The organism is Roseitalea porphyridii (genome assembly GCF_004331955.1).
GTDB classification, from domain to species: Bacteria; Pseudomonadota; Alphaproteobacteria; order Rhizobiales; family Rhizobiaceae; genus Roseitalea; species Roseitalea porphyridii.
This window is the reverse complement of the sequence record NZ_CP036532.1, coordinates 3230868-3253390: the sequence shown is the minus strand read 5'-3', so window position 1 is coordinate 3253390 and position 22523 is coordinate 3230868. Positions and strand designations below refer to the sequence as shown.

General features: G+C 65.6%; 23 protein-coding genes and 1 pseudogene. 17 read left to right on the top strand and 7 right to left on the bottom strand.

The annotated features are described in order from the left end of the window. Nucleotides 1–123: 123 nt before the first annotated feature. The 3 genes from E0E05_RS15865 to E0E05_RS15855 all read right to left on the bottom strand — a co-directional run bounded on the left by E0E05_RS15865 (nucleotide 124) and on the right by E0E05_RS15855 (nucleotide 3537). Nucleotides 124–1464, bottom strand: coding sequence for a radical SAM protein (locus tag E0E05_RS15865; protein WP_131617581.1), 1341 nt, complete (start codon nucleotides 1462–1464; stop codon nucleotides 124–126). Between the two features lie 10 nt (nucleotides 1465–1474). Beyond that, nucleotides 1475–3007: a radical SAM protein gene (locus E0E05_RS15860; protein WP_131617580.1), complete on the bottom strand. Its 1533-nt coding sequence runs from the start codon at nucleotides 3005–3007 to the stop codon at nucleotides 1475–1477. 146 nt (nucleotides 3008–3153) lie between these two features. Continuing rightward, nucleotides 3154–3537: a hypothetical protein gene (locus E0E05_RS15855; protein WP_039724462.1), complete on the bottom strand. Its 384-nt coding sequence runs from the start codon at nucleotides 3535–3537 to the stop codon at nucleotides 3154–3156. Nucleotides 3538–3799: 262 nt separating this feature from the next. Here E0E05_RS15855 and E0E05_RS15850 point away from each other — a divergent pair, with 262 nt between their 5' ends. From E0E05_RS15850 to adh, 3 genes are all read left to right on the top strand, one after another. After that, on the top strand, nucleotides 3800–4345 hold the full coding sequence (locus E0E05_RS15850) for a tetratricopeptide repeat protein (RefSeq protein ID WP_192900419.1): 546 nt from the start codon (nucleotides 3800–3802) through the stop codon (nucleotides 4343–4345). 148 nt (nucleotides 4346–4493) lie between these two features. Beyond that, the gene (locus tag E0E05_RS15845; RefSeq protein ID WP_131617579.1) at nucleotides 4494–5459 is read left to right on the top strand and encodes a GAF domain-containing protein; all 966 of its coding nucleotides are present in this window, start codon (nucleotides 4494–4496) and stop codon (nucleotides 5457–5459) included. Between the two features lie 122 nt (nucleotides 5460–5581). Continuing rightward, nucleotides 5582–7093, top strand: coding sequence for an aldehyde dehydrogenase (gene adh, locus E0E05_RS15840; RefSeq protein ID WP_280176658.1), 1512 nt, complete (start codon nucleotides 5582–5584; stop codon nucleotides 7091–7093). A gap of 84 nt (nucleotides 7094–7177) precedes the next feature. Here the strand turns inward: adh and E0E05_RS15835 are convergent, their stop codons facing one another. Continuing rightward, nucleotides 7178–7588, bottom strand: coding sequence for a GFA family protein (locus E0E05_RS15835; protein WP_131617577.1), 411 nt, complete (start codon nucleotides 7586–7588; stop codon nucleotides 7178–7180). 300 nt (nucleotides 7589–7888) lie between these two features. On the opposite strand from E0E05_RS15835, the gene E0E05_RS15830 reads away from it, so the two are divergent. The 14 genes and pseudogenes from E0E05_RS15830 (at nucleotide 7889) to E0E05_RS15770 (ending at nucleotide 19837) form a co-directional block, all read left to right on the top strand. Beyond that, nucleotides 7889–9619 carry an acetolactate synthase catalytic subunit gene (locus E0E05_RS15830; protein WP_131617576.1) on the top strand — a complete coding sequence of 577 codons (1731 nt, stop codon included), beginning with the start codon at nucleotides 7889–7891 and terminating at the stop codon, nucleotides 9617–9619. Between the two features lie 24 nt (nucleotides 9620–9643). Then, nucleotides 9644–10645 carry a dihydroxyacetone kinase subunit DhaK gene (locus tag E0E05_RS15825; RefSeq protein WP_131617575.1) on the top strand — a complete coding sequence of 334 codons (1002 nt, stop codon included), beginning with the start codon at nucleotides 9644–9646 and terminating at the stop codon, nucleotides 10643–10645. After that, nucleotides 10618–11253 (top strand): DAK2 domain-containing protein, encoded by a 636-nt coding sequence (locus tag E0E05_RS15820; protein WP_131617574.1) that lies wholly within the window; start codon nucleotides 10618–10620, stop codon nucleotides 11251–11253. Before E0E05_RS15825 ends, E0E05_RS15820 begins: the two co-directional genes overlap by 28 nt. Then, nucleotides 11243–12325, top strand: a complete 1083-nt coding sequence (locus E0E05_RS15815; RefSeq protein ID WP_210215725.1) for a hypothetical protein — start codon at nucleotides 11243–11245, stop codon at nucleotides 12323–12325. The genes E0E05_RS15820 and E0E05_RS15815 overlap by 11 nt, the downstream gene beginning before the upstream one ends. Nucleotides 12326–12430: 105 nt before the next feature. Then, complete coding sequence (locus tag E0E05_RS15810; RefSeq protein WP_158629394.1) at nucleotides 12431–13450, top strand: TRAP transporter substrate-binding protein; 1020 nt, start codon at nucleotides 12431–12433, stop codon at nucleotides 13448–13450. A 38-nt stretch (nucleotides 13451–13488) separates the two neighbouring features. Then, complete coding sequence (locus E0E05_RS15805) at nucleotides 13489–14040, top strand: TRAP transporter small permease (protein ID WP_158629393.1); 552 nt, start codon at nucleotides 13489–13491, stop codon at nucleotides 14038–14040. Further along, a complete protein-coding gene (locus E0E05_RS15800; RefSeq protein WP_082901747.1) occupies nucleotides 14037–15347 on the top strand; it encodes a TRAP transporter large permease in 1311 nt (436 codons plus the stop codon). The genes E0E05_RS15805 and E0E05_RS15800 overlap by 4 nt, the downstream gene beginning before the upstream one ends. Nucleotides 15348–15398: 51 nt before the next feature. Beyond that, nucleotides 15399–16586: a CaiB/BaiF CoA transferase family protein gene (locus E0E05_RS15795; protein ID WP_131617571.1), complete on the top strand. Its 1188-nt coding sequence runs from the start codon at nucleotides 15399–15401 to the stop codon at nucleotides 16584–16586. Between the two features lie 144 nt (nucleotides 16587–16730). Beyond that, nucleotides 16731–17279, top strand: a pseudogene (locus tag E0E05_RS17965) (LacI family DNA-binding transcriptional regulator); the annotation flags it as partial. An 88-nt stretch (nucleotides 17280–17367) separates the two neighbouring features. Then, nucleotides 17368–17748, top strand: coding sequence for a LacI family DNA-binding transcriptional regulator (locus tag E0E05_RS17420; RefSeq protein WP_244597792.1), 381 nt, complete (start codon nucleotides 17368–17370; stop codon nucleotides 17746–17748). Between the two features lie 198 nt (nucleotides 17749–17946). After that, the gene (locus tag E0E05_RS15785) at nucleotides 17947–18759 is read left to right on the top strand and encodes a GNAT family N-acetyltransferase (protein WP_131617569.1); all 813 of its coding nucleotides are present in this window, start codon (nucleotides 17947–17949) and stop codon (nucleotides 18757–18759) included. Continuing rightward, a complete protein-coding gene (locus tag E0E05_RS15780) occupies nucleotides 18756–19076 on the top strand; it encodes a hypothetical protein (RefSeq protein ID WP_244597790.1) in 321 nt (106 codons plus the stop codon). Before E0E05_RS15785 ends, E0E05_RS15780 begins: the two co-directional genes overlap by 4 nt. Beyond that, nucleotides 19073–19480: a bleomycin resistance protein gene (locus E0E05_RS15775; protein WP_244597789.1), complete on the top strand. Its 408-nt coding sequence runs from the start codon at nucleotides 19073–19075 to the stop codon at nucleotides 19478–19480. The genes E0E05_RS15780 and E0E05_RS15775 overlap by 4 nt, the downstream gene beginning before the upstream one ends. 3 nt (nucleotides 19481–19483) lie before the next feature. After that, nucleotides 19484–19837, top strand: a complete 354-nt coding sequence (locus tag E0E05_RS15770) for a VOC family protein (RefSeq protein WP_131617568.1) — start codon at nucleotides 19484–19486, stop codon at nucleotides 19835–19837. A 44-nt stretch (nucleotides 19838–19881) separates the two neighbouring features. Here the strand turns inward: E0E05_RS15770 and E0E05_RS15765 are convergent, their stop codons facing one another. The 3 genes from E0E05_RS15765 to metA all read right to left on the bottom strand — a co-directional run bounded on the left by E0E05_RS15765 (nucleotide 19882) and on the right by metA (nucleotide 22491). Continuing rightward, entirely contained in the window at nucleotides 19882–21033 is a 1152-nt protein-coding gene (locus E0E05_RS15765) for an Mrp/NBP35 family ATP-binding protein (protein ID WP_131617567.1), read from the bottom strand. Between the two features lie 86 nt (nucleotides 21034–21119). Further along, complete coding sequence (locus E0E05_RS15760; RefSeq protein WP_131617566.1) at nucleotides 21120–21560, bottom strand: GNAT family N-acetyltransferase; 441 nt, start codon at nucleotides 21558–21560, stop codon at nucleotides 21120–21122. Further along, nucleotides 21535–22491 (bottom strand): homoserine O-acetyltransferase MetA, encoded by a 957-nt coding sequence (gene metA / locus E0E05_RS15755; RefSeq protein WP_131617565.1) that lies wholly within the window; start codon nucleotides 22489–22491, stop codon nucleotides 21535–21537. The genes E0E05_RS15760 and metA overlap by 26 nt, the downstream gene beginning before the upstream one ends. Nucleotides 22492–22523 lie beyond the last annotated feature (32 nt).

Genomic DNA, 22523 nt, shown 5'->3' with positions numbered 1-22523 from the left:
GGCGTGCTGCGCCGCACGGCCCGACAGGCGACGCCCCTGCGGCGACGCCCCTGCGGCGGCGCCCCGGCGAAGCTGGGACTGCCGGACGGGCAGACGACCGGCCGGTGGCTCGTTCACGGGCCGTTACGCTCGCTCCCGCAGTCGCAGGGGACGCACGAACGAGGTTGGTGTCCACTCGCGTTCAATTGCGCTTTCGGTATCATCGCAGGGGTCATATCCGCAGTAGGCGGACTTGGCATTGGCATCGGGCTGATCAGCGAACTCGAATGAGGAGCAATCGCTGCACGCATAACGCAGGGCGCAACGCCGGCACGGTTCGACGTCGCTCTTGCCGCGTTTCCAGCTTTCGTAGAGACCGGTCCCGGACAGGGCCGCCACAAGGCCCTGCCGGCCGACATCGCCGTGGACCTTCGGCAGCCCTGAACAGGTCCGCAGCAAGCCATCGGCGCCGATCTCGAGCAAGCCGGAGGTGCACGTATTGTTCCTGACCCGAAAGAAGAACATCTCGGGCGACTCCCACGGCGCCAGTGGCTTTCGTTCGCGCTCGTCAAGATGGGAGAGCCGGAACCCGTTCTTCACATCCTCACGTGTGCATACCTCGGAGAAGGCCGGCCTCGTCCGCCAGCGCCGCTGCGCGAATTCCTGCATCGCGTTGCGGCGCCCCTGCGTGAGCGGTGTCAGAAGGAAGGTGATGGAAAAGGCAATCTGTGCCTCGACCAGTGCATCGATCAGGGCGACCTGCGCCGCGAGCACGCCGGACCGGCCACACGCCGTCTCGGAAGTCTCGTCATCATGTCCGAACATCACGATGTTGAGGCCGAACCGGCGGCCCTTTCCCAGAGCGATCAGATCGTTCGCCGGGCGGCCCATACCGGTCGTGGTGACGACCAGTGTAAGCGGCGTCTCCGCTGCTGCCTGTGCAATGCGCTCCAGCCTTTGCCAGGCGAGAAGCGGCTCTCCGCCGCGAATATGCAGCGTGCCGACGCCCAGATTGGCGATATCGGCAATGAAGGCCTCAAGGTCCTCGGGCATCCATGCTTCAGCGCCGCCGGCATCGCGCCGAAGGCATGTCTGGCAGCTCTGCCAGGACAGGGTCTTGTCGTCATCACCGCACAAGCGGCAATCGAGGTCGCACGCGTTGGTGATCTGCCAGTCGACGGATTTGAAGTCGGGCGGCGTCATGCACATGCCCTTCCATTCGATCGGCTGGTGCAACAGCAACTTGTCACTGCCGGCGGCCGCGTCGTCGAAAAAGCCGAGGCCGGCGGCCTGCAACGCGTCCAGGAACGCTACTGCGTCCTCGCTCGAATTATCGGGTACCGGCGCGCCGTCCGCGCAGCTTCGCAGGAGTTCATGCGCGGACCGGTCCAGAAGGAACAGACGGCCACCATGGACGTCGTATAGGGCAGCCTCGTTCTGCCCCTCGACCAGAAAACAATCGGTCGCCAGCTCGAAATAGCGCATCGGACCCTCCTCAGTATTGGAACAGCATCCGTTGCTCGAGCATCGAAGTATCGGATTCGAACTGCAGATCGGCTTCCGGATTGCCTTCCATGATGCTCATGAAGTCGGCCATCCGCTGTCTGGCGTTATCGGCGATGGCGGCACATCGCCCGGCCTCCTTGGCGAAGCCGTCGGCCGTTTCGGCCAGCGAGAAACACATGCCGCAATGCTTGGTGTTGGCGCACTGGTGACAGTAGCCCATCACCCGGTCCTGATACTCCCGGATGATTTCGCTGACGCGGTCATAGTCGATGCCGCCCTGGTCGAGATGGCCCAGCGGATAGTCTCCGCTGACGCGCTCGCACATGTCGATCTTGCCGTCGACATGCACGGCCAGCTTGTCACCCGGCACGCAGGTGCCTGTGAAGGGCAGGAAACCGGCGCGCTGGTCGAGCGCCCGCTGTCGAAGCATGACCATCGAAATGCCCATGCCGATCAGGCAGTTCGAATAGTGGCTCGTCCGTTGGTTCCCGATCTTGGCCTTCTTGTAGCTCTGGCGCAGTCGCTCGAGCCGCTCGACCATAATGCCGGCGTCGTCGGGACCATATTGCTCGTACCAATCGGTGTTGCGCGAACCGACCTGGTTGACGAAGACCGAACGGGGAATGATGTCCTCGTTCTCCCGAAAGAACGTATCGACGGCCTCAAGGTCGGTTCCCCAGTCGTAAACGGAGACCGACGTCAGCTTGTTCTTCCAGTATTCGGGATGGTTGTCCTTGATGTGACGCAGGTTCTTCGCGATTGCGTCGAACGTTCCGCGGCCCCGCGAGTCGATCCTCAGCCGGTCATGCTCCTCGGCGGGCCCGTCGATGCTGATGCCGACGAGGACATCGTGCTTGACCAGCGTTTCCACGTTCCGTGGCGTCAACGCGGTGCCGTTGGTCGTCATCACCGGCAGAAACAGGCCGGGATATGTCTGGGAGCAATACTCCAGGATGCCGCGCAGGACTGGCATGTTGAGCATCGGCTCGCCGCCATAGAGGCTCAGACCAAAGCGTTTGCGCGGGTTTCTTGCGCGTTGCGGGGCGACCAGATCGGCGTACCAGTCGACCGCCCGCCGCGCGGTCTCCATCGTCATGCGCCGGGCCGTGCGTACGCGGTTGAGGGGATAGACCTCGCTGAGCGAGCAGTAGCCGCAGCGCAGGTTGCAGTTTTCCGTCAGGATCAGGATCAGTGCAAACGAACCGCCGCGAATATGGCTTTCCAGTTCCCGCGCCGATGGAACCCGAAACGCGGGGCCGGGCCCCGTCGTGCGGACGAAGGCCCCGTACAGGCTTCGCCACCGCCGGACGAACTCTTCCGCTGCGGTCACGTCACGCTCGGAAAATCGCCGTCGGAGCTCCTGACGCCCTTCTTCCGGTTCCCCGTCAAGATCAGCTTTCAGGACAGCTTCCCGGAGCGGGTTCCACGGAAAGATGTTTCCGGTGACGTCATCGTAAAGGTAGGAGCGACCGGAATCACTCTCGAAGGTCAGCGTTACCCGGCTTTGTGACGTTCCGTCCATGACGCGATCCTCCCTGGGCGCGGGGCCGGGTCAGCGTGCCAGCCGCTTGCATCCGTCCATGGCAGCAACTGCGTGAGCCTGCCGGCCCTCACTCGCTCATCCGGGATCGGGCCGGGCGACGCCTTGCCGCGCGAAGCAGCAGGCGCCTAGCTCAAGGCGATCGAGGTACCTGAACCGCCCGTCGTGCCTCCGGCTGCGCCAAAGCCGACCAGGGTGGCCCCGCCGATCAGGCAGCCGCCGGCGCATCCGATCCCGCAACCCACGCCACAGGTGGGGCCGTCGCAGCCCGAACTGGCGCGCAAGGACACTTCGCGGATCAGCGCGCGCGGTTCCATGCCCTCTTCGGCAATTCGCGTGCGGAGCATTTCCAGCAGTTCTTCGTCCCGCGAGCGCTGGTCGACCCTGACGGCCTCCGCCGCCTTCTCGGCTGCTATGCGCGCCGCCTTCGCCTGCTCGGGAGATGCATCCGGATCTTCTTCGAACAAGCGGATTGCCTGATCGGTGAATTTATCCAACACTTCGTCAGCCATCGGATTCTCCTCTCGACATTGCCTTCTCGCAGTGTTGGTTTGCGGCAGAACCGGGTCTTTGATCCATGTCAATCTGGAAGTCGAATACGGCTCGAAACTGGAATGATGCGAAGAATTGATCGTTTTTCTGGAAACTTTACTCAATGGTTCAAGTTAGTGGCGCTATCGACGAGCGCGACGACCATCGTGAACTCACAGCACACCACCGGCGGGGCGCGTCTCAATCCGCGACGCGCCGGATGAGGACACAGGGAGGGTGGCCATGATTGGACGGGCTCTGGCGATCGCAATGATCCAGACGGTATTCGTGGCGACGGCGCATGCCGCCTGTCCGCAGGTTCCCGACCGGTCCGACCGGATCGCGGCGATCTATGAGCGGCTGCAGGCGGCGCCAAGCGAGAGCGAGGGCCGACGCATCAACAACGAGCTGTGGGCGATCTGGACCGAGGCGCCCGATGCGTTCGCGCAGTCCCTGCTCGACGAAGGCATGGCGCGGCGCGAATCCTACGATTTCGAAGGCGCGATCGCCCAGTTCGATGCCCTGATCGCCTACTGCCCGGACTATGCCGAGGGCTGGAACCAGCGCGCCTTTGTTCACTTCCTGCGTTCCGATCACGCACTGGCCCTGGCCGATCTCGAGAAGGCGCTGTCGCTCGACCCCGACCATACCGGCGCGATGTCGGGGCAGGCACTTGCGCTTCTCAGTCTCGGCCGGACGTTGGCAGGGCAGGCGGTGCTGCGCGAGGCGGTCGCGCTCAACCCGTGGCTTCCGGAACGCGGTTATCTGATCCCCCGCAACGAGGAGTAGCAGCCGCGCGCCGCCGCGTTCGCACCAGGCTGATCGGCCCGGCACAACGCTGCTTGTGCTTGGTCGTTCGCCCAATGTCGGGATGCGCCGAAACGGACTATGCTGCGCGCAGGACGCCGGTCCATCGCGGCGTCCCGGGAGGAAGGCCATGATCAGACACCACGTGGACCGCGTGCTGGAAAGCGTGTCCAGTTCCCGTGCGGCGGCACGGTGCGCGGTGGCCGCATCGTGGCGGCGCAGCTTTGCCAAGCACGGGCTCGACCCCGCCGCGCCGCCTGCCAACCGCGACCTCGACCCCGACCGCCTCGGCCAGCAACGCGAGGCGTCGGGGCGCCTTCTTCATCTGGCCGAACCCAGGCTGGACGAACTGTTCCACATGATCGCCCATTGCGGGGCGGCGGTGTTCCTGACCGACCAGGACGGGCTGGTGCTTTCGGGGCGGACCTCGGCGGGCGACGCCGAAGCGTTCCGGTCGTGGGGTCTCGAGCCGGGCGCGGACTGGAACGAGGCGCGCCAAGGCACCAACGGCATCGGCACCTGCATTGCCGAACGCCGCGCCCTGATCGTGCATCGCGACGAACACTACATGGCGCAGAACATCGGCATGAGCTGCATCGACGCGCCGGTCTACGGGCCCGACGGGGCGCTGGTCGCCGCGCTCGACGTGTCGTCGGCACGCGCCGACCAGACCGAGAGCATGAACCAGCTGATCGCGGCGATGGTGAACCGGCTGTCCATGCAGATCGAGACCGATCTGTTCCGCGACCATTTCTCCGGCCGGCGTATCCTGATCGCGGGCGAGGAGAGCGCGGGTGCACAGCTTCTGGCGGTCGATCGGGACGACATCGTCGTCGGCGCGACACGCGCCGCACGCCAGTCGTTCGGCATGGCCCGCGAAGGGCGGATCGAGCGCAGGCCGCTGCGCGATCTGACCGGCGAGGACGCGGCAGGCCTCGAGGGTGCGGAGCGCGGCGCCGTCCTGCGCGCCATCACGCGGGCAGGCGGCAACATGTCCGAGGCAGCGCGCGAACTCGGGATCGGCCGCGCGACGCTCTATCGGCGCATGAAACGGCTTGGCGTGAGCGAAAGGCCGCAGGACCTGTCTCAGGACTGAGACAGCTTGCCGGTCCCGACCGGCCCGGGCCCGCTGACACACAGCACCAACAAGCTCATTGATTCCTCCGGATGCGCATCGGGCGCATCGTGAGACATTGGAGGAGAGCTCTCATGAACGTCATGACGAACATTGCGGCCGAGTACACCTCGCCGTTCAAGCAACGCTACGACAATTTCATCGGCGGCCGGTTCGTGCCCCCCGTGGACGGTAGGTATTTCGACAACATCACGCCGATCACCGGCCAGAAGGTCTGCGAAGTGGCCCGTTCCGGCGCTGCCGACGTGGAGATGGCGCTCGATGCCGCGCACGCGGCCAAGGGCGCATGGGGCCGGACCTCGGCCGCCGAACGGTCCAGCGTCCTGCTGAAGATCGCCGATCGTCTCGAGGACAACCTCGACACGCTGGCCCAGGCCGAGACCTGGGACAATGGCAAGCCGATCCGCGAGACGACCGCCGCCGACATTCCTCTGGCGATCGACCATTTCCGCTACTTCGCCGGCGTGCTGCGGGCGCAGGAAGGCAACATGTCGGAGATCGACGCCGACACCGTCGCCTACCATTTCCACGAGCCGCTCGGCGTGGTCGGGCAGATCATTCCGTGGAACTTCTCGATCCTGATGGCCGCATGGAAGCTGGCGCCCGCATTGGCGGCTGGCAACTGCGTCGTGCTCAAGCCGGCCGAACAGACGCCCGCGGCGATCATGGTGCTGGCGGAACTGGTCGCCGATCTGCTCCCCGATGGCGTCCTGAACATCGTCAACGGCTTCGGCCCGGAGGTGGGCGGACCGCTCGCCGAATCCGATCGCATCGCCAAGATCGCCTTCACCGGGTCCACCGAGACGGGCCGGATCATCATGAAGGCGGCGACCAAGAACCTGATCCCGGTCACCCTGGAACTGGGCGGGAAATCCCCGAACATCTTCTTTTCCGACGTGATGGCCGAGGACGATGCGTTTCTCGACAAGGCGGTCGAGGGCTTTGTCCTGTTCGCATTCAACCAGGGCGAGGTGTGCACCTGTCCGTCCCGCGCCCTGATTCAGGAGGATATCTACGAGGCGTTCATCGAGCGCTGCATCGCGCGGGTGGAGGCCATCGTGCAGGGCGATCCGCGCGACATGAACACGATGGTCGGCGCCCAGGCCTCGCGGGAGCAGCAGGACAAGATCAAGTCCTACCTGACGATCGGTGTCGAGGAAGGCGCCGAGGTGCTGACGGGCGGCGCCGAGGCGCGGTTCGACGGCGAGATCGCGAACGGCTTCTACATCCAGCCGACCATCCTGAAGGGTCACAACAAGATGCGGGTCTTCCAGGAGGAGATCTTCGGCCCGGTCGTATCGGTGACGACCTTCAAGGATGAGGAAGAGGCGCTCGCCATCGCCAATGACACCATGTACGGCCTTGGCGCCGGCGTGTGGTCGCGCGATGCCAACCGCTGCTATCGCTTCGGCCGCGCGATCGAGGCCGGCCGGGTGTGGGTCAACAACTATCACGCCTACCCGGCGCACGCGGCCTTCGGCGGGTACAAGCAGTCCGGCATCGGGCGCGAGACGCACAAGATGATGCTGGACCACTATCAGCAGACCAAGAACATCCTGATGAGCTACAATCCCAACAAGCTCGGCTTCTTCTAGGAACCGGTCTCGCTCGACAATGGCCTGCCGCCCGACCGGGCGGCAGGCCTTTTCATGTCGGCCCGCATGTGCGCCTGCGTGCGGCTACGGCTTCGGGACCGTGTCGACCTGCGGCACCTGTTCGAGGGCGTGGTCCCAGTCCGCGCGGTCGGCCATGAAGATGTGGGCATCGGGCCGGATCGTCACGGGGCTGTCGAGGCTGCCCGCCGGCACCACGACAAGGGTGCCGCTCCTCGGCGCCCGGGGAACCGGCGCGCCGCATGTTTCGCAGAAACACCGGGTGTGCCGTGTCTCCGGCACGGCGTATTGCCTCACCTGGCCCTCGCCGGACAGCCAGCGGAGCGTCGCGCCGGGCGCAAACAGGTTCGCCGCGTGGGCCGAACCGGTGCCTTTCCGGCAGCGCCTGCAATGGCACAGATAGAAGCGCTCGAAATCGCCGGTGATCTCGAACCGGACCTGCCCGCAAAGGCATGATCCCCGATGCGTTTGGCTCATCGCTCTGACTTTCCCTTTCTTATACACCGGTCACCATTCAAGCCGATCCGGTCATGAATGACGAGCCCGGCCGGCCCGACAACCGCCATTGCCGGTTTGCGAGCGTATGACCGCTCGATGCCATTCTGACCGGGTTTCCGGAAGCGCAGAGCCGTGCCCGGTGGTGCTTTTCACAGGCTGGCCGACGATCGGGCTTGACGCCGCCGGCGCCGCGCAATATCAAAATAGAAACGTTTCGAATTTTCGTTCGATCCAGACCGCCCGGAAAGGGCGCCAACCGCCAACCGGAGTGAGACAGGAATGGACGTTCGGCTCGACGCCAAAGCCAACACAAGCGGTGCCCACATCTTCGCGGCGGCGCTGAGCCGTCACGGTGTCAGGGACATCTTTGGCCAGTCCATTCCCTCGGCGCTGTTCCTGTGCGCGCCGCAGTTCGACATGCGTCAGATCGGCTACCGCACCGAGAACGCCGGCGCCGCGATGGCCGATGCCTATGCGCGCATCAGCCACAAGGTGCCCGTCGTCACCGCTCAGAACGGTCCGGCGGCGACGCTGCTGGTGGCCGGTCTGGCGGAGGCGCTGAAGGCGTCGATACCGATCGTGGCGATCGTGCAGGACGTCGATCGCAAGATGACCGACCGCAACGCATTTCAGGAACTCGATCATCTGGAGCTCTTCAAGGGTTGCGCGAAATGGATCAGGCGCATCTCGGAAGGCGACCGGATCGACGACTATGTCGACATGGCGTTCACGGCCGCCGCGTCGGGCCGGGCTGGCCCGGCCGTCCTGATCGTGCCGATCGACCTGTTCGACGAGGCCGTCGGCCGAAGTGAACCCCAGCGGCAGGCGAGCCTCGGCCGGTTTCCCCTCGACCGTGTCGGACCCGATGCCGACGCGATCGCCAAAGCGGCCGATCTTCTTGTCGGCGCCCGCAACCCGCTGGTGATCGCCGGCGGCGGCGTGCACGTTTCGGACGCCTGCGAAGCGCTTGCCGCCCTGCAGGAGACCGCTTCGCTGCCCGTCGCCACGACGACGATGGGCAAGGGCGCGGTGTCCGAACGCCATCCGCTGACGCTCGGTCCGGTCGGCTACTACATGGGCACGCGCGGCCGCTGCAAGTTCCTGCGCCCCATGGTCGAAAAGGCCGACGTGGTGCTGCTGATCGGCAACCGGACCAACCAGAACGGCACCGACAGCTGGAAGCTCTACCCGTCGGGTGCGCGCTACATCCATATCGACATCGATCCCGAAGAGATCGGCCGGAACTACGAGGCCGAAGTGCGGATCGTCGCCGACGCCAGGCTCGCCATCGAAGCGCTCACGGCGGAACTGGCAACGCGCGACCTCTCGGCTCGTCACGGGGCACGGCCTCAGGTGGAGGCGCAGATCGCCGATGGTCTGCGCGCGCATGCCGACGAAATGGCGCAGGTGGTCGACATGGATCAGTCGCCGGTGCGTCCGGAGAGGATGATGCGCGATCTCGGCGCGGTCCTTGAGCCGAACGACATCGTCGTGGCCGATGCGAGCTATTCGTCGATCTGGGTCGCCAACTTTCTCGAGGTGCAGCGGCCGGGTCAGCGCATCCTGACGCCGCGCGGTCTTGCCGGCCTTGGCTGGGGTCTGCCCTATGCGCTGGGCGCCAAGGCCGCCCGCCCGGACGCGCGCGTCGTCGGCCTGGTCGGCGATGGCGGGTTCGCCCATGTCTGGTCGGAGCTGGAGACATCCCGGCGCATGGGCCTGCCGGTCGTGCTGATCGTGCTGAACAACCAGATCCTCGGCTATCAGAAGCATGCCGAGAAGGTGATCTGGGGCGATCACTCCGACGTGGTGGATTTTTCCCCCGTCGACCACGCCTCTATCGCGAGAGCCTGCGGTGTTGAAGGTGTCCGCGTCGAAACGCCCGAGGCGTTCCTTCCGGCACTCGAGGCAGCCCTTTCCGCGGAGATCACCACCGTCATCGATGTCGTGACCGACGAGCACGCCTATCCGCCGGTGACGATCTTCGAAGGCAACGAACGGCTGAACTACTGATCAATGCGGGACCCGGAACGCAAGATGAAGAAGCTGATCAACGACCCGGCGCGCTACGTCGACGAGATGCTGGAAGGGCTCGTGGCGGCCTTTCCCGGCCTGTCGCTGGGCGGCGAGAGCGGCCGCTGCGTCGCACGCGCGCAGCCCGCTCGCGACGGCAAGGTCGGCATCGCGACGGGCGGCGGTTCGGGCCATCTGCCGCTGTTCACCGGCTATGTCGGCGAGGGGCTGCTTGATGCGTGCGCGGTCGGCAACGTGTTCGAGGGGCCGAGCGTGCAGTCGTGCATCGACGCCATCAAGGCTGCCGACCGGGGTGCCGGCGTGCTTTGCCTTTACGGCAACTATGGTGGCGACCGGATGAACTTCGACATGGCGGGCGAGATGGCATCCGCCGACGGCATCGAATGCGCGACGGTGCTCGGCGCCGACGATGTGGCGAGCGCGGCGCCCGACGAGGCGGAAAAGCGCCGTGGCGTCGCAGGGATCGTCTTTCTCTACAAGATCGCAGGCGCGGCGGCCGAGGCGGGCCGCGACCTTTCCGAGGTTGCCGGCGTCGTCCGCAGGGCGGCGGAAAACACCCGCTCGATCGGCGTGGCGCTTTCGCCCTGCCGCGTACCGACGGCGTCAGAGCCGAATTTCCGGATCGGCGATGACGAGATGGAGGTGGGCATGGGTATCCATGGCGAGCCGGGCATCTCGCGCGCGGCGCTTGCGACCGCCGACGCGGTTGCCGACATCATGTACGAGCGCCTTGCGGCCGAGCTTCCACTCCGGCCAGGAGCCCGGGTCGCAGCACTCGTCAACGGGCTTGGCGCGACCCCGCTCGAGGAACTGCTGATCGTCTGGCGTCAGATCGCCCGTCGGCTCGGTCAGGCCGAGGTCACGCCCGTCACCCCGATGATCGGAAACTACGTCACGTCGATGGAAATGGCCGGCGCGTCGCTGTCGCTGATGGTGCTCGACGAGGAACTCGAAGCGCTGATGGCAGCGCCGGCCTCGTGCCCGTTCTGGACGGTGTCGCCATGACGATCTCAGCTGCCGACCTGGCGGATTTCATCGAGCGTCTGGACACCGCATCGGCGCGGCATGAGCAGGCGCTGAACGCTGCCGACGCCAGGCTTGGCGATGGCGATACCGGTTCCATGCTGAAGCGAATCCTCGCGGCGATGGTCGCCGCCGACGCGCGGCAGTCGGACGATCTGCCGGGCGCGGCCAGGCGGCTCGCCCAGGCGACCATGAAAGAAACCGGATCGAGCCTTGGAACCCTCGTCGCCACCGCGCTGATGACGCTTGCAAGACAGGCGGGTTCCAGAGGCGGCGCTCTTGCTGCCGATGACATGGCCGACGTCACTGCGGCGATGGCCGATGCGGTCGCCGAGCGGGGGAAGGCCAGCGCCGGCGACAAGACCGTTCTCGACAGTCTCCGGGCCGTCGCCGAAGCCCTGAGGACAGGTCCCGCCACCGAAGCGACGGCGGCCAGGGCGGCACGAGCGGCGCTCGAAGACTTTCGCGGCAGGCCCTGCCGGATCGGCCGCGCGCGCATGTTCCCCGAGCGCAGCACGGATGCCGACGATCCGGGGATGCTGGCAGCGGCGCTGCTGCTCGACGATGTGGAGACGATCGATGCTCAGTGACAAGAAGCCCGGCGCCTCGCCGGACCAGACCGATGCCAACCTGCCCGATCCCTGGCGCGACCTGACCGATCCGCGCAGGGCGGCGCACACCGAGGATCTGGAAGCCGGGCTCAAGGAACCGGTGTTCGAAAACCTCGCAATTCCCGAGCAATTCGGTCCTGTCACGATCACGGTCGACGACCACAAGATCAAGCGGTTCGCGTTCACGCAGAACGACTACAATCCGTGGACTCTGCAGGAGAGCCCGTTCGATGGCCGCCGGATCGGCCATGCCTGCCTGCTCGGCAACGATCTGCTGCAATTGTTCACGCTGGTCTATGCCGGGTCGCGAACGGTCGGCTTCCACACCGAGGAGCAGATGTGGTTCGACAGCCCCGTCTTCCTCGGTGAGAAGGTGACGCTGTCGGGGTCCTATGTGGAGGCCTACGAGCGCCGGGGGCAGGGCTACGTCATCATGGAAGCCCAGGCGATCGGCGAGGATGGCCGCTCGATCATCCGTCACAGGGGTGTCGAGATCCTTCGGACCGTGCCGGGCGCGATCGCCGGGCGGGGCAGCGGCACGCCCGACCGCAAGGTGACGGGCGAAGTGCCGGCCGATGCGAGAAAGGTCGACCGGATAGAAGCCGGCGTCCGGACCGGTGACGTGCTGGCGCCGCTCGACAAGGTCATCACCGCCGAGCAGGCCGCGGTCTTCTCGCGGATCGGCGAGTTCGTCCGCAACATTCACAGCGACTACACCGTCGCGCGTCAGGGCGCGCTGCGCATGCCGATCGTGCAGGGCCAGCAGCAGGTCGGGGTGATCGGAGAATATCTGACGCAGGCGTTCGGTCAGCACTGGCTGACCCGCGGCTGGATGCGGATCAAGTTCATCAACACGCTCGAGGTCTTCGAGCCGATCAGCGTGCAGGCGCTGGTCACCGACGTCACCCGTTCACCGGAAGGCACCAAGGTCGAACTCGATGTCTGGGTCCGGCGCCGCTCCGACGACAAGCTGACGGCGGTCGGCTGGGCGAGCTGCACGGTGCCGTCCGGACCCGCGACCAGGGCCGGCGGGAATTCACCAAGATCATGAGCTTGCGCGATGGCGCAGCCGGCCAGCGCTGAGGCGCCGCCGGCGGGGCCGGCGCAACGGGTGCGGGACGATGTCCCAGGACTTCAGCAAGAGAGGAGAAACGAAATGCCAAATCGCAAACACAAACATCTCAGGACCATGATGAAGGCCGCGCTGGCCTCGGTCGTGCTCGCCGGTTCGTCGATGGCGGCGTCTGCCCAGAGCTACAATTTCCGGCTCTCCAACCTCTATCCGGAGAACCATCCGATGTGCGTGCAGACGCACAACTTCGCCAAGTTCGTGGAAGAGGGAACCGATGGCGACGTTCAGGTCGAGGTGTTCTGCAACAACCAGCTCGGCAACGAGCGGGAAGCCTCCGAAGCGGTGCGGCGCGGCTCGCTCGAGATGGTCATGAGCGGCGGCGGCGGCCTGGGACGGTTCATCCAGGAACTGTACATGCTGGAGCTGCCGTTCCTTTACCCCGAAACCCGCGACATCAACACGGTCACCTGGGCGCTCGTCGACGACATCAACGCGCTCGCCAACGATCGCGGCTACGAGATCCTGGGCTTCGGCTACGAGGGACCACGCAGCATCAACTCGGTCGAATCGTTCAACACGCTGGAAGAGCTGCAGAACTACAAGCTGCGCATTCCCGAAGCGCCGCTCTATGTGGGCATGGCGCGTGCCCTGGGCGCGGTGCCGACGCCGACCGCTTTCACCGAGGCCTATACCTCGCTTCAGACGGGCGTGGCCGACGGCATGGAGTCCGGGCCGAGCACCACCTACAACAACAAGTTCTTCGAGGTGGCGCCGTACTACGTACAGACCGAGCACATCGTCAATCCGTGCTATCTGGCCATCAATCTGGACCTGTTCGAGAGCCTGCCGGAGGAGTACCAGGAGGTCCTGCGTGGCGCCGGTCGCCGTTCCACCGACATCATGCTCGAGGACGTGCTCGCCTCCAACGAAGAGGTCATGAACACGATGAAGGAGCAGGGGCTGACGGTGGTCGAACTGGCGCCGGGCGAAGCGGAGAAGTTCCGCGAGACGCTCAAGCCGTTCTCCGAGGAGTTCGCCCAGAGCATCGGCGCCGATGCGGTCGATCTGCTGAACGGCATCCGTGAGGTTCTGGACGCACAGTAAGCAGAATGCGGCGCGGCGGGTCGCCAAGGCGGCCCGCCGTGTCCGAACCCGCCGGCATGGCGGGATACGCCGTGGGGGCGTGGTGCCGACATAAGCCGGAAGGTGCAGCATTGTCGTACGTCGTTAAGGTCCTCAAGCCGATCATCGTCCTGCTTTTCCTGGCGATGACGGTCATTACGCTGGCGGCGACGCTCGCCCGCATGTTCCCGGTCCTGCCCAGCCTGTACTGGGCCGGAGAGGCGACCCGCTATCTCAATTTCTGGATGACGTGCCTCGGGATCGGAGCGGCGCTCCATCTGGGGCTGCACTTCAGCCTGACCATCATTTCCGATGCCTACCCGCTGATGGTGCGCCGCGCGGCCGCCGTTGCGACCTATGCCGGGATGATGCTGCTGGCCGGTGTCATGATCAATTACGGGATCCAGATGATCACGTGGAACTTCGGCCAGCTTTCGGCCGCGATGCAGGTGCCGATGTCCTATGTCTATGTCGGCATTCCGATCAGCGGCGCCCTGATCTTCGTCCACAGCCTGATCGCGCTGGTGCGCGTCTTCAGGCAGGGCAGGAACGCAGAGGGTGAAGCGCAATGATGATCACCGCCCTCTTCGTGCTGTTCTTCGGACTGCTGGCCCTCGGCATGCCGATCGCGTTCGCGATCGGCCTGTCCTCGCTGATCATCATCTTCGTCGATCCGACGATGATCCCCTATGTTGTCACCTCCAAGTTCTTTGCCGGCATCGACTCGTTCACGCTGCTGGCGATCCCGTTCTTCATCTTTGCCGGAGAGATCACCACGGCCAGCGGCCTGACCGCGCGGATCATCCGGTTCGCCGACGTCCTCGTCGGTCGCTTCTTCAGGGTCGGGCTCGCCTATGTGAACATCCTTTCGAGCATGCTGTTCGCCGGCGTCTCCGGATCGATCACCGCCGACAGCGCGGCGATGGGCTCGCTTCTGATTCCGTCGATGAAGAAGGCCGGCTACGACGCCGACTACGCAGTCGCGATCACCGCGACGTCCGGCACGATCGGCGCGCTCATCCCGCCCAGCATCCTGATGGTGATCTACGGATCGTTGACGAACCTGTCGGTCGGCCAGCTTTTCCTCGGCGGCATCGTGCCGGGGTTCATCTTCGCCGCCGTGCTTATGCTCGTCGCCTATCTGGTTGGGCGGGCGCGGGGATACGATTTCCGCGTCTCCGACATCGACGGCCACAGCGACGATCCCTACTGGAAGGAACTGCTGGTCGCCTTCCGCGGCGCGTCGATCGCGCTGATCATTCCGCTGATCATCGTCGGCGGCATCGTCGGCGGGTTTGCCACCCCGACCGAAGCGGGCGTGCTGGCCGTGGCCTGCGCGTTGATCGCGGGCGTCTTCTTCTACCGGACCCTGAACTGGTCGAAGATCTACGAGGCCGCCTATCGCAGCGCGCTGCTGACGGCGGTCGTCATGGCGATCATCGCGTTCTCGACCCTGTTCTCGGACATCCTGACCCGGAACGACTTCCAGGACTGGCTGCTGGGCAACATCCAGCTCGTCAGCGAGAACCGCTACATCCAGCTTACGCTGATCCTGCTGCTGCTTTTCATCCTGGGCCTCGTGCTCGACGTGACCGCGATCCTGATCATGTTTGCCGCGCCGCTGGCGGCGATCGGGGTCACGCTGGGCTTCGACCCGATCCACTACGGCGTGATCATCGTGATGGTCTCGCTGCTGGGCGCCTGCACGCCGCCGGTCGGCACATTGCTGCTGATCGGCTGCAGCATCGCGCAGATCCCGCTGTCGCGCGCGATCGGCACGGTCAGCTGGTTCGTGGGCGCCCAACTGCTCGTATGCATCTTCCTGATGTTCGTGCCCGAGGCGATCACCTGGGTGCCGAGCCTGGTGTTCAACCGATAGACCCGTGCGGACGACGTTGTCGCGCACCGGGCGATCCCGACAAGGTGACAAATGCAAGCGCTGAGCAATCTGAAGGTCCTTGACCTGTCGCGGTACATCGCGGGGCCGAACTGCGGCATGATCCTGGGCGACATGGGCGCCGACGTGGTCAAGGTGGAGAGCCCCGGCCGCGGCGAGGAGACCCGGCTGCTGCCGCCAAAAATCGGCGATCAGGGCATCTACACGCTCGTCTACAACCGCAACAAGCGCGCGATGACGCTCAACTTCCGCAGCGAGGAAGGCCAGAAGCTTCTGCGCGAACTTGTGGCCGAGGCCGACATCGTCATCGAGAACTTCCGGCCGGGCACGCTCGAAAAGATGAACTGCGACTGGGAGAGCCTGCGCGCGATCAACGAGCGGCTCGTGCTGGTCCGCATCTCCGGCTACGGACAGACCGGGCCGTGGAGCCACAAGCCCTGTTTCGACGCGATTGCCCAGGCCGGCGGCGGCCTGATGGAACTGACCGGTCAGGAAGGCGGCGCGCCGATGCCCGCCGGCACCTTCATCGTCGACTATGTCACCTCGCTTTATGCCTGCATCGGCGCGCTCTCGGCGATCGAGGCGCGGCACGAGACAGGAAAGGGGCAACTGGTCGATCTGGCGATGCTCGACTGCTCGATCTCGCTGCTGATGACCGCGCTGCCCGAATTCGCCCTGACGGGCCGGGAGCTCAGCCGGGTGGGAAGCCGCGATCGCTATTCGACGCCGGCGGCCAACTTTCAGTGCAGCGACGGGCGCTGGGTCCACATCAATGCGGGCAGCGACAGCCTGTTTCCGCGTTTCGCGCGGGCGGTCGGCCAGGAGCATCTGCTCGAGGACGAGCGCTTTGCGACGAACGCGGCACGCATGGAACGGATCGAGGAGGTCGAGGCGATCGTCTCGGCATGGACAGCCGAGCGTGGCGCGGACGCGGTTCTGGAAGCGATGGACGCGGCGGGTATTCCCTGCGCACGGGTCGACAGTATCGGCGAGATCTTCTCGAACGAGCAGCTGCGCGCGCGCGACCAGATCATGAAGGTGTCCAATCCGGCCTACGGGACGCTCAGCATGGCCGGCATCCCGCTTCGCCTTTCCGAGACGCCGGGCACGGTGCGTCATGCGCCGCCGGTCGTCGGCCAGCACACCGACGAAGTGCTGGCGGACTGGCTGGACTATGATGACGGCACCATCGCCGATCTGCGGCAGAAGGGGGCGATATGACGCCCGGTCGCATGGATAGCGGTTCGGCGTCGGCTTCATCGGGGTCGTTCGTCCGGCACAATGGTTCAATCTGATGACAGAACGCTCTAGTCTGCATGGACCGGCGATCGCCGGTGAGCCGACGGGCCGGCTGGGAAGGGATTTGTGCCGATTCGCAAACGGGTGACACTGAGAGATGTGGCGCGAGAGACCGGACTTGCGCTGTCGACGGTCTCCAACGCGCTGGCCGGCAAGTCCCTCGTCAAGCCCGAGACCCGGGACTATGTCGTCGAGACCGCCGAGAAGATCGGCTACCGAGCCTCGGTCGTCGCACGGTCGCTGCGCTCGCAGCGCAGCTATGCGATCGGCGTTCTGATCGAAGACGTGGCCAACCCGTCGGCTTCGGCCTTCGTGCGCGGCGTCGAGGACGTGGTCAACCGGGCGGGCTGCACCATCCTGCTGGCGAACACCGACGGCGATCTCGAACGACAGGTCGCCGCCATGCACGCCCTTATCGACCGGGCGGTGGACGGTCTCGTGCTGATCTCGCAGCATCTGGACGATGAACGGGTGGCCGAGATGCTGAAGGGCGAGGTGCCTGCGGTGCTCATTCAGCGGCGGACGCCGGGGCTCGATCTCGACTATGTCGGCTCGGACAACAGCGGCGGCATTCGCGAGGCGCTCAACTACGTCGCCAAGCTTGGCCACAAGCGCGTGGGCTATATCACCGGGCCGCTCGGCTCGAGTTCGGCGCGCGAGCGACTGGACGCGGCAGGCCGCCGCCGAACTCGGGCTGCTCGAAGTGGACAGTCTTGTCTACGAGGGCCGATACACGTTCGAGGCGGGGCTGGAGGCGGCCGGCTTCTATGCGGGGCTTCCCGAGAAGCCGACCTGCATTTTCGCAAGCAACGACATGAGCGCGATCGGCCTGATCCAGCGGCTCACCGAACGCGGCCTGAACGTTCCGCGGGACATATCGGTGGTGGGCCTCGACGATATCGAACTTGCAGGCATTCGCGCCATCGACCTGACCACGATCCGGCTCGAAAAGCGCGCGATCGGCGCGGAGGCGGCGCAGCTTCTGCTGCGCAGGGTGGACGATCCCGATGCGCCCGTCACGACGAAGATCCTTCCGACCAAGCTGATCGTGCGGGGCACGACTGCAATGGTCGGGTCAGGCTGACGACTCCCTTTCCCGATGAAGCGCCCGAGCGGCACCCCGGCCGCGGTGTCGGGTGGCGACGGACAATGCAGATTGTTGACCACGCGAACCAACACAGGAAGAAAATGGAAAGCAAGCTTTACATTTTGCGGCAGTCCGCGCTATGACGGGCCGGCATGGCGGGATGGACGGCGTGGCGCTGCTTCCCGGAACACGCGCATGAGCGATGACGAAAAGATCGACAACCGCGTCCGGTCGATGCGCAAGGCGCGCGGTCTCACGCAGGCCAATCTGGGGGAATTGCTTGGCGTATCGCGGCAGACCATCAACGCCATCGAGAACGGCCGTTACGAGCCCGGGCTGCGGCTCGCCTTCGACATCGCCCGGGTGTTTTCGGCGCGGATCGAGGACATTTTCCGGCCGACCCGGCGCGGTGCGGAATCGCCGGATTGGGACGCGATCATGATGGTCGTGCCCGACGAGATCGCGGCAGGCCCGGTGCGGCTGCGTCCGCACACGCGATCCGACATTGCAGCCTTCCAGCGCTTCGTCACCGACCCCGCCTCGACCCGCTTCATGGCGTTCACGGAAGAACAGAAGACGCCCGAGGGCGCGGCGGCGATGATCGATGCGGTGATCGCCAGTTACGAGACCGAAGTACCGATCCTGTCGCTGACGATCGCCGATCGGGCGACCGATGAATATCTAGGCGCGGCGGGTGGTGCCGACACGGGCAATGGCGCGGTTGAGGTCTTCGTCACGCTGCTGCCCGAGGCGCGCGGCCGCGGCCATGCGCGCGCGGCCATGGATGCGCTGATGGCGCACCTTTTCGAGCGCTGCGGCGCGAAGGTGCTGCACGCCGACACCGTGCGCGAGAACGGCGCCTCGGTGGCGCTGTTCGAGCGGCTGGGATTTGAGAAGGAAGGCGGTGTCGTCCGCGAAGCCACCGCGGGACCGTTCGCCCATCGGGACATGAGCGGCGTGCGCTATGTCATGACGCGCGCGAACCACGACCGGCTGGCACGCCGATGAGCGATCTTGCGGCACTGGCACGGCGAACCCGGGACGTCTACGCGCGCAGCGGCCTTCGGTATGACGAGGAGCGCTCGCGAACGCTGTTCGAGCGCCCGTGGCTCGACCGGTTCCTCGCCCTGCTGCCGGACAGACCGACCGTACTCGATGCGGGCTGCGGCGCCGGCGAGCCGGTCTATCATGCCAGCCTGTCGCCGACCGATTATGAAAGGCGACTTGGCGAACTGGGCATGCGGGTCGTCCGCTTCGTCGCCGAAGACCCCGCATGCGACCATGCGTCGGTGCTGCTGGCGCGCAAAGGCGCGGCGCGGTCATGAGCCCGGCCCTGACTGCGGCGGTGCCGGTTCTGCCTGTCCACGACACGCACAAGGCGGCCCTTTTCTATCGCGATCGCCTGGGCTTTGCCGTCGATCACGTCGATCCAGGCTATGCGATCGTCGTGCGCGACCGGGTCGCCATCCACCTGTGGGCGGCCACGGACGAGAGCTGGCGCGGGCGCGACGGGGACAGGCCGGTGGTGTCGGGTGCTGAGACGTTCATCGCGGGAACCGCGAGTTGCCGCGTCCACGTGACCGACACCGATGCACTATGCGCGCGCTATCGGGAAGCGGGCGTTCTTCACCCGAACGGGGCACTGATCGACAAGCCCTATGGCTTGCGCGAGTTCGCGATTCTCGATCTCGACGGCAACCTGATCACCTTCTTTGAAAGGATCGCGTGACCGATGCTCGGTGTGGCTCTGCTCAAGGTTCCCGTCACGGATATCGATCACGCCGTCGCCTTCTATGAGGAGGCGCTCGGCCTCGCCGCACGGTTCGTCGCGGCCGAATATGGCTGGGCGCAGCTCGACGGCGCCAGCGTCGCGATCGCGCTCTACGTGCCCGGCCGGGGCGGCGGCGACCGGTCGCCGGGCGGCAGCGTCGATTTCCACCTGTCGCACGACCGTCTCGACGAACTTCTTTCGACGGTGCGCCGCGCGGCGCCCGATGCGGCGATCCACGACAATGACGATGGCAGCCGCTCGCTTGAGTTCACCGATCCGGACGGCAATTCGATCAAGGTCATGCAGCGCGGCTGACCATGCGGGCGCGATGCGGCACCGGCCGGTCCGCCATGTGTGGCCTATTCGAAGACGATCGCGGGGGCCGGGCGTGCCGCGGTGCCTTCGGCAAGGCTTTCGGCGATCCGGGCGCCGATCGCCTGATAGACCGCCGCGTGCGGACCGTCCGGCTCGGAGACCGTGATCGGCGTGCCGGCGTCCGAAGTCTCGCGGATCGCCATGACCAGCGGCACCTCGCCGAGAAACGGCACGCCCAGGCGCTCGGCCTCGTCCCTGGCGCCGCCATGGCCAAAAATGTCGTAGCGCTGGCCCGTGTCCGGGGCGATGAAATAGCTCATGTTCTCGACGATGCCGAGCACCGGCACGTTGACCTTCTCGAACATCTTCAGCCCCTTGCGCGCATCGATCAGCGCAAGGTCCTGCGGCGTCGACACGATCACCGCGCCGGACAGCGGCACGTTCTGGGCCATGGTGAGCTGGGCGTCGCCGGTGCCCGGCGGCATGTCGACGACGAGAACGTCGAGATCGGTCCATGCCACCTCGCGCAGCAATTGCGTGATCGCCGAGACGACCATCGGGCCGCGCCAGATCATCGGCGTTTCCTCCTCGACCAGGAAGCCGATCGACATGATCTGGAGGCCGAACTTTTCGAGCGGCTTGAGGATGCGGTCCTCGAGCTGCTGCGGCTTGGCATCGCGCAGGCCGGTCAGGCGCGGCAGGGAGGGGCCGTAGATGTCTGCATCCAGGATGCCGGCCTTGAGGCCGGCCGCCTGAAGGCCGAGCGCCAGGTTGAGCGCGGTGGTCGACTTGCCGACCCCGCCCTTGCCCGAGGCGACGGCGATGATGTGCTTGACGCCTGCGACATTGGCTTTGGGACGATCGGTGACCGGGCGACGTCCGCCGGCAGCCGGTTGCGGTTGCGGCGACGGCGCGGGCCTTGGCCGGGGAGCCGCGCCGCCGGCCTTCCTCTCGGCGGTCAGCGCGACCATGGCGCTTCTGACGCCGTCCATCGCGGTGACCGCCTGCTGCGCGGCCTGGCGCACCGGCTCGAACCTTTGCGCCTCCTCGGCATCGCAGTTGAGCGAGAAGAACACCTTGCCGTCGGCGATGAAGATGTCCGAAATCATGCCCGCCTCGACCAGGTTGCGGCCGTCCGGAAGCGCGATGCGGCGCAGCGTTTCCTCGATGGCGGCCTTGTTCGGCTCTGCGGACATTGTCGGCGCTCCCCGGTCTTTGCTTTCAGCGTGCAGATAGGCGCCGTGGCTATCGATGCCAAGCCGCCCGGTGCGGATCGGCCTGCTCAGCGCTGGTACTTGATGAAGGGCGTGAGCGTTGCCACGCGGTCATAGAGCCGGCGGGCGGTCTCGTTGAAGTCCTGCGTCATCCAGTAGACCGACGGGCAGCCCGCCGCGTCGGCCTCCTGATAAACCGCCTCGATCAGCGCGCGGCCGACGCCGGTGCCGCGCACCGACGGGTCGGCGTAGAGGTCCTGGAGGTAGCACACGTTCTCCACTCTCCAGCAGTGGCGGTGATAGATATAGTGCACCAGCCCCACGGGCGTTGCGCCCGAAAGGGCGAGCAGCCCGTTCGGATCGTACGGCTCGCTTCCCAGAAGCCGCGTCCATGTCGACGCGTAGACATCCTCGGAAACCGTCGTCCCGTAGAATTCGAGATAGGCGGTCCAAAGAACGCGCCAGGCCTCGTGATCGCCGGCTTCAAGCGGCCGAATGGTGAGCGTCATCGCCCTTCACCCTGTCCTCGCCGATCCGCTCGAGATCGTAGGCGGTGGTCTGGTAGACCTGATTGATCCAGTTGCCGAACAGCAGGAAAGCGTGGCTGCGCCAGCGGTTCAGCGGTGCCTTGTCCGGATTGTCGTCGGGGAAATAGTTGTGGGGCACTTCGATCGGCACGCCCGACTTGACGTCGCGGAAATACTCCTCGGCGAGCGTCGTCGAGTCGTACTCGATGTGGTTGAAGATGTAGAGACGGTTGGCGAACGCCTCATGCAGCAGGCACAGGCCGGTCTGGTCGGACTCCATGAGCACCTCCAGCGCGCCGTTGGCCGGCAGCTCGTTCCGGCGGACCTCGGTCCAGCGCGACACGGAAATCTGGAAGTCGTCGGAAAAGCCGGCCAGATAGGGCGAGGCCGGATTGAGGTTCCGGTGCCGGTAGACGCCGAACGCCTTTCTGGGCAGCGTATGCTTGGGCACGCGGTGGAAGTGCCAGGCGGCGGCCATCGCACCCCAGCAGATGAAGAACGAGGAGTGGACGTTGGTCGTCGTCCAGTCGAGGATCGCCTCGAGTTCGTCCCAGTAGGTCACGTCCTCGAACGGGAGCGTCTCGATCGGCGCGCCGGTGATGATGAACCCGTCGAACTTGCGGTCCTTCACCTCCTCCCACGTCTTGTAGAACGAGATCAGATGATCCTCGGAGGTGTTCCTGGACCGGTGATTGCCGATCCGGACGAGCGTGAGTTCGACCTGCAATGGCGTCGAGCCGACAAGCCGGGCGATCTGTGTCTCGGTCTTGATCTTGTTGGGCATAAGGTTGAGCAGGCCGATCTGCAGCGGCCTGATGTCCTGCCTGGTGGCGGTCTTCTCGTCCATGATCATCACGCCCTCGGCCTGCAGCGTGTCGCGGGCGGGCAGGGCGTCGGGGATCCTGATGGGCATGGCTGAACTCTCGAAACAAAAAACCGGCGGCG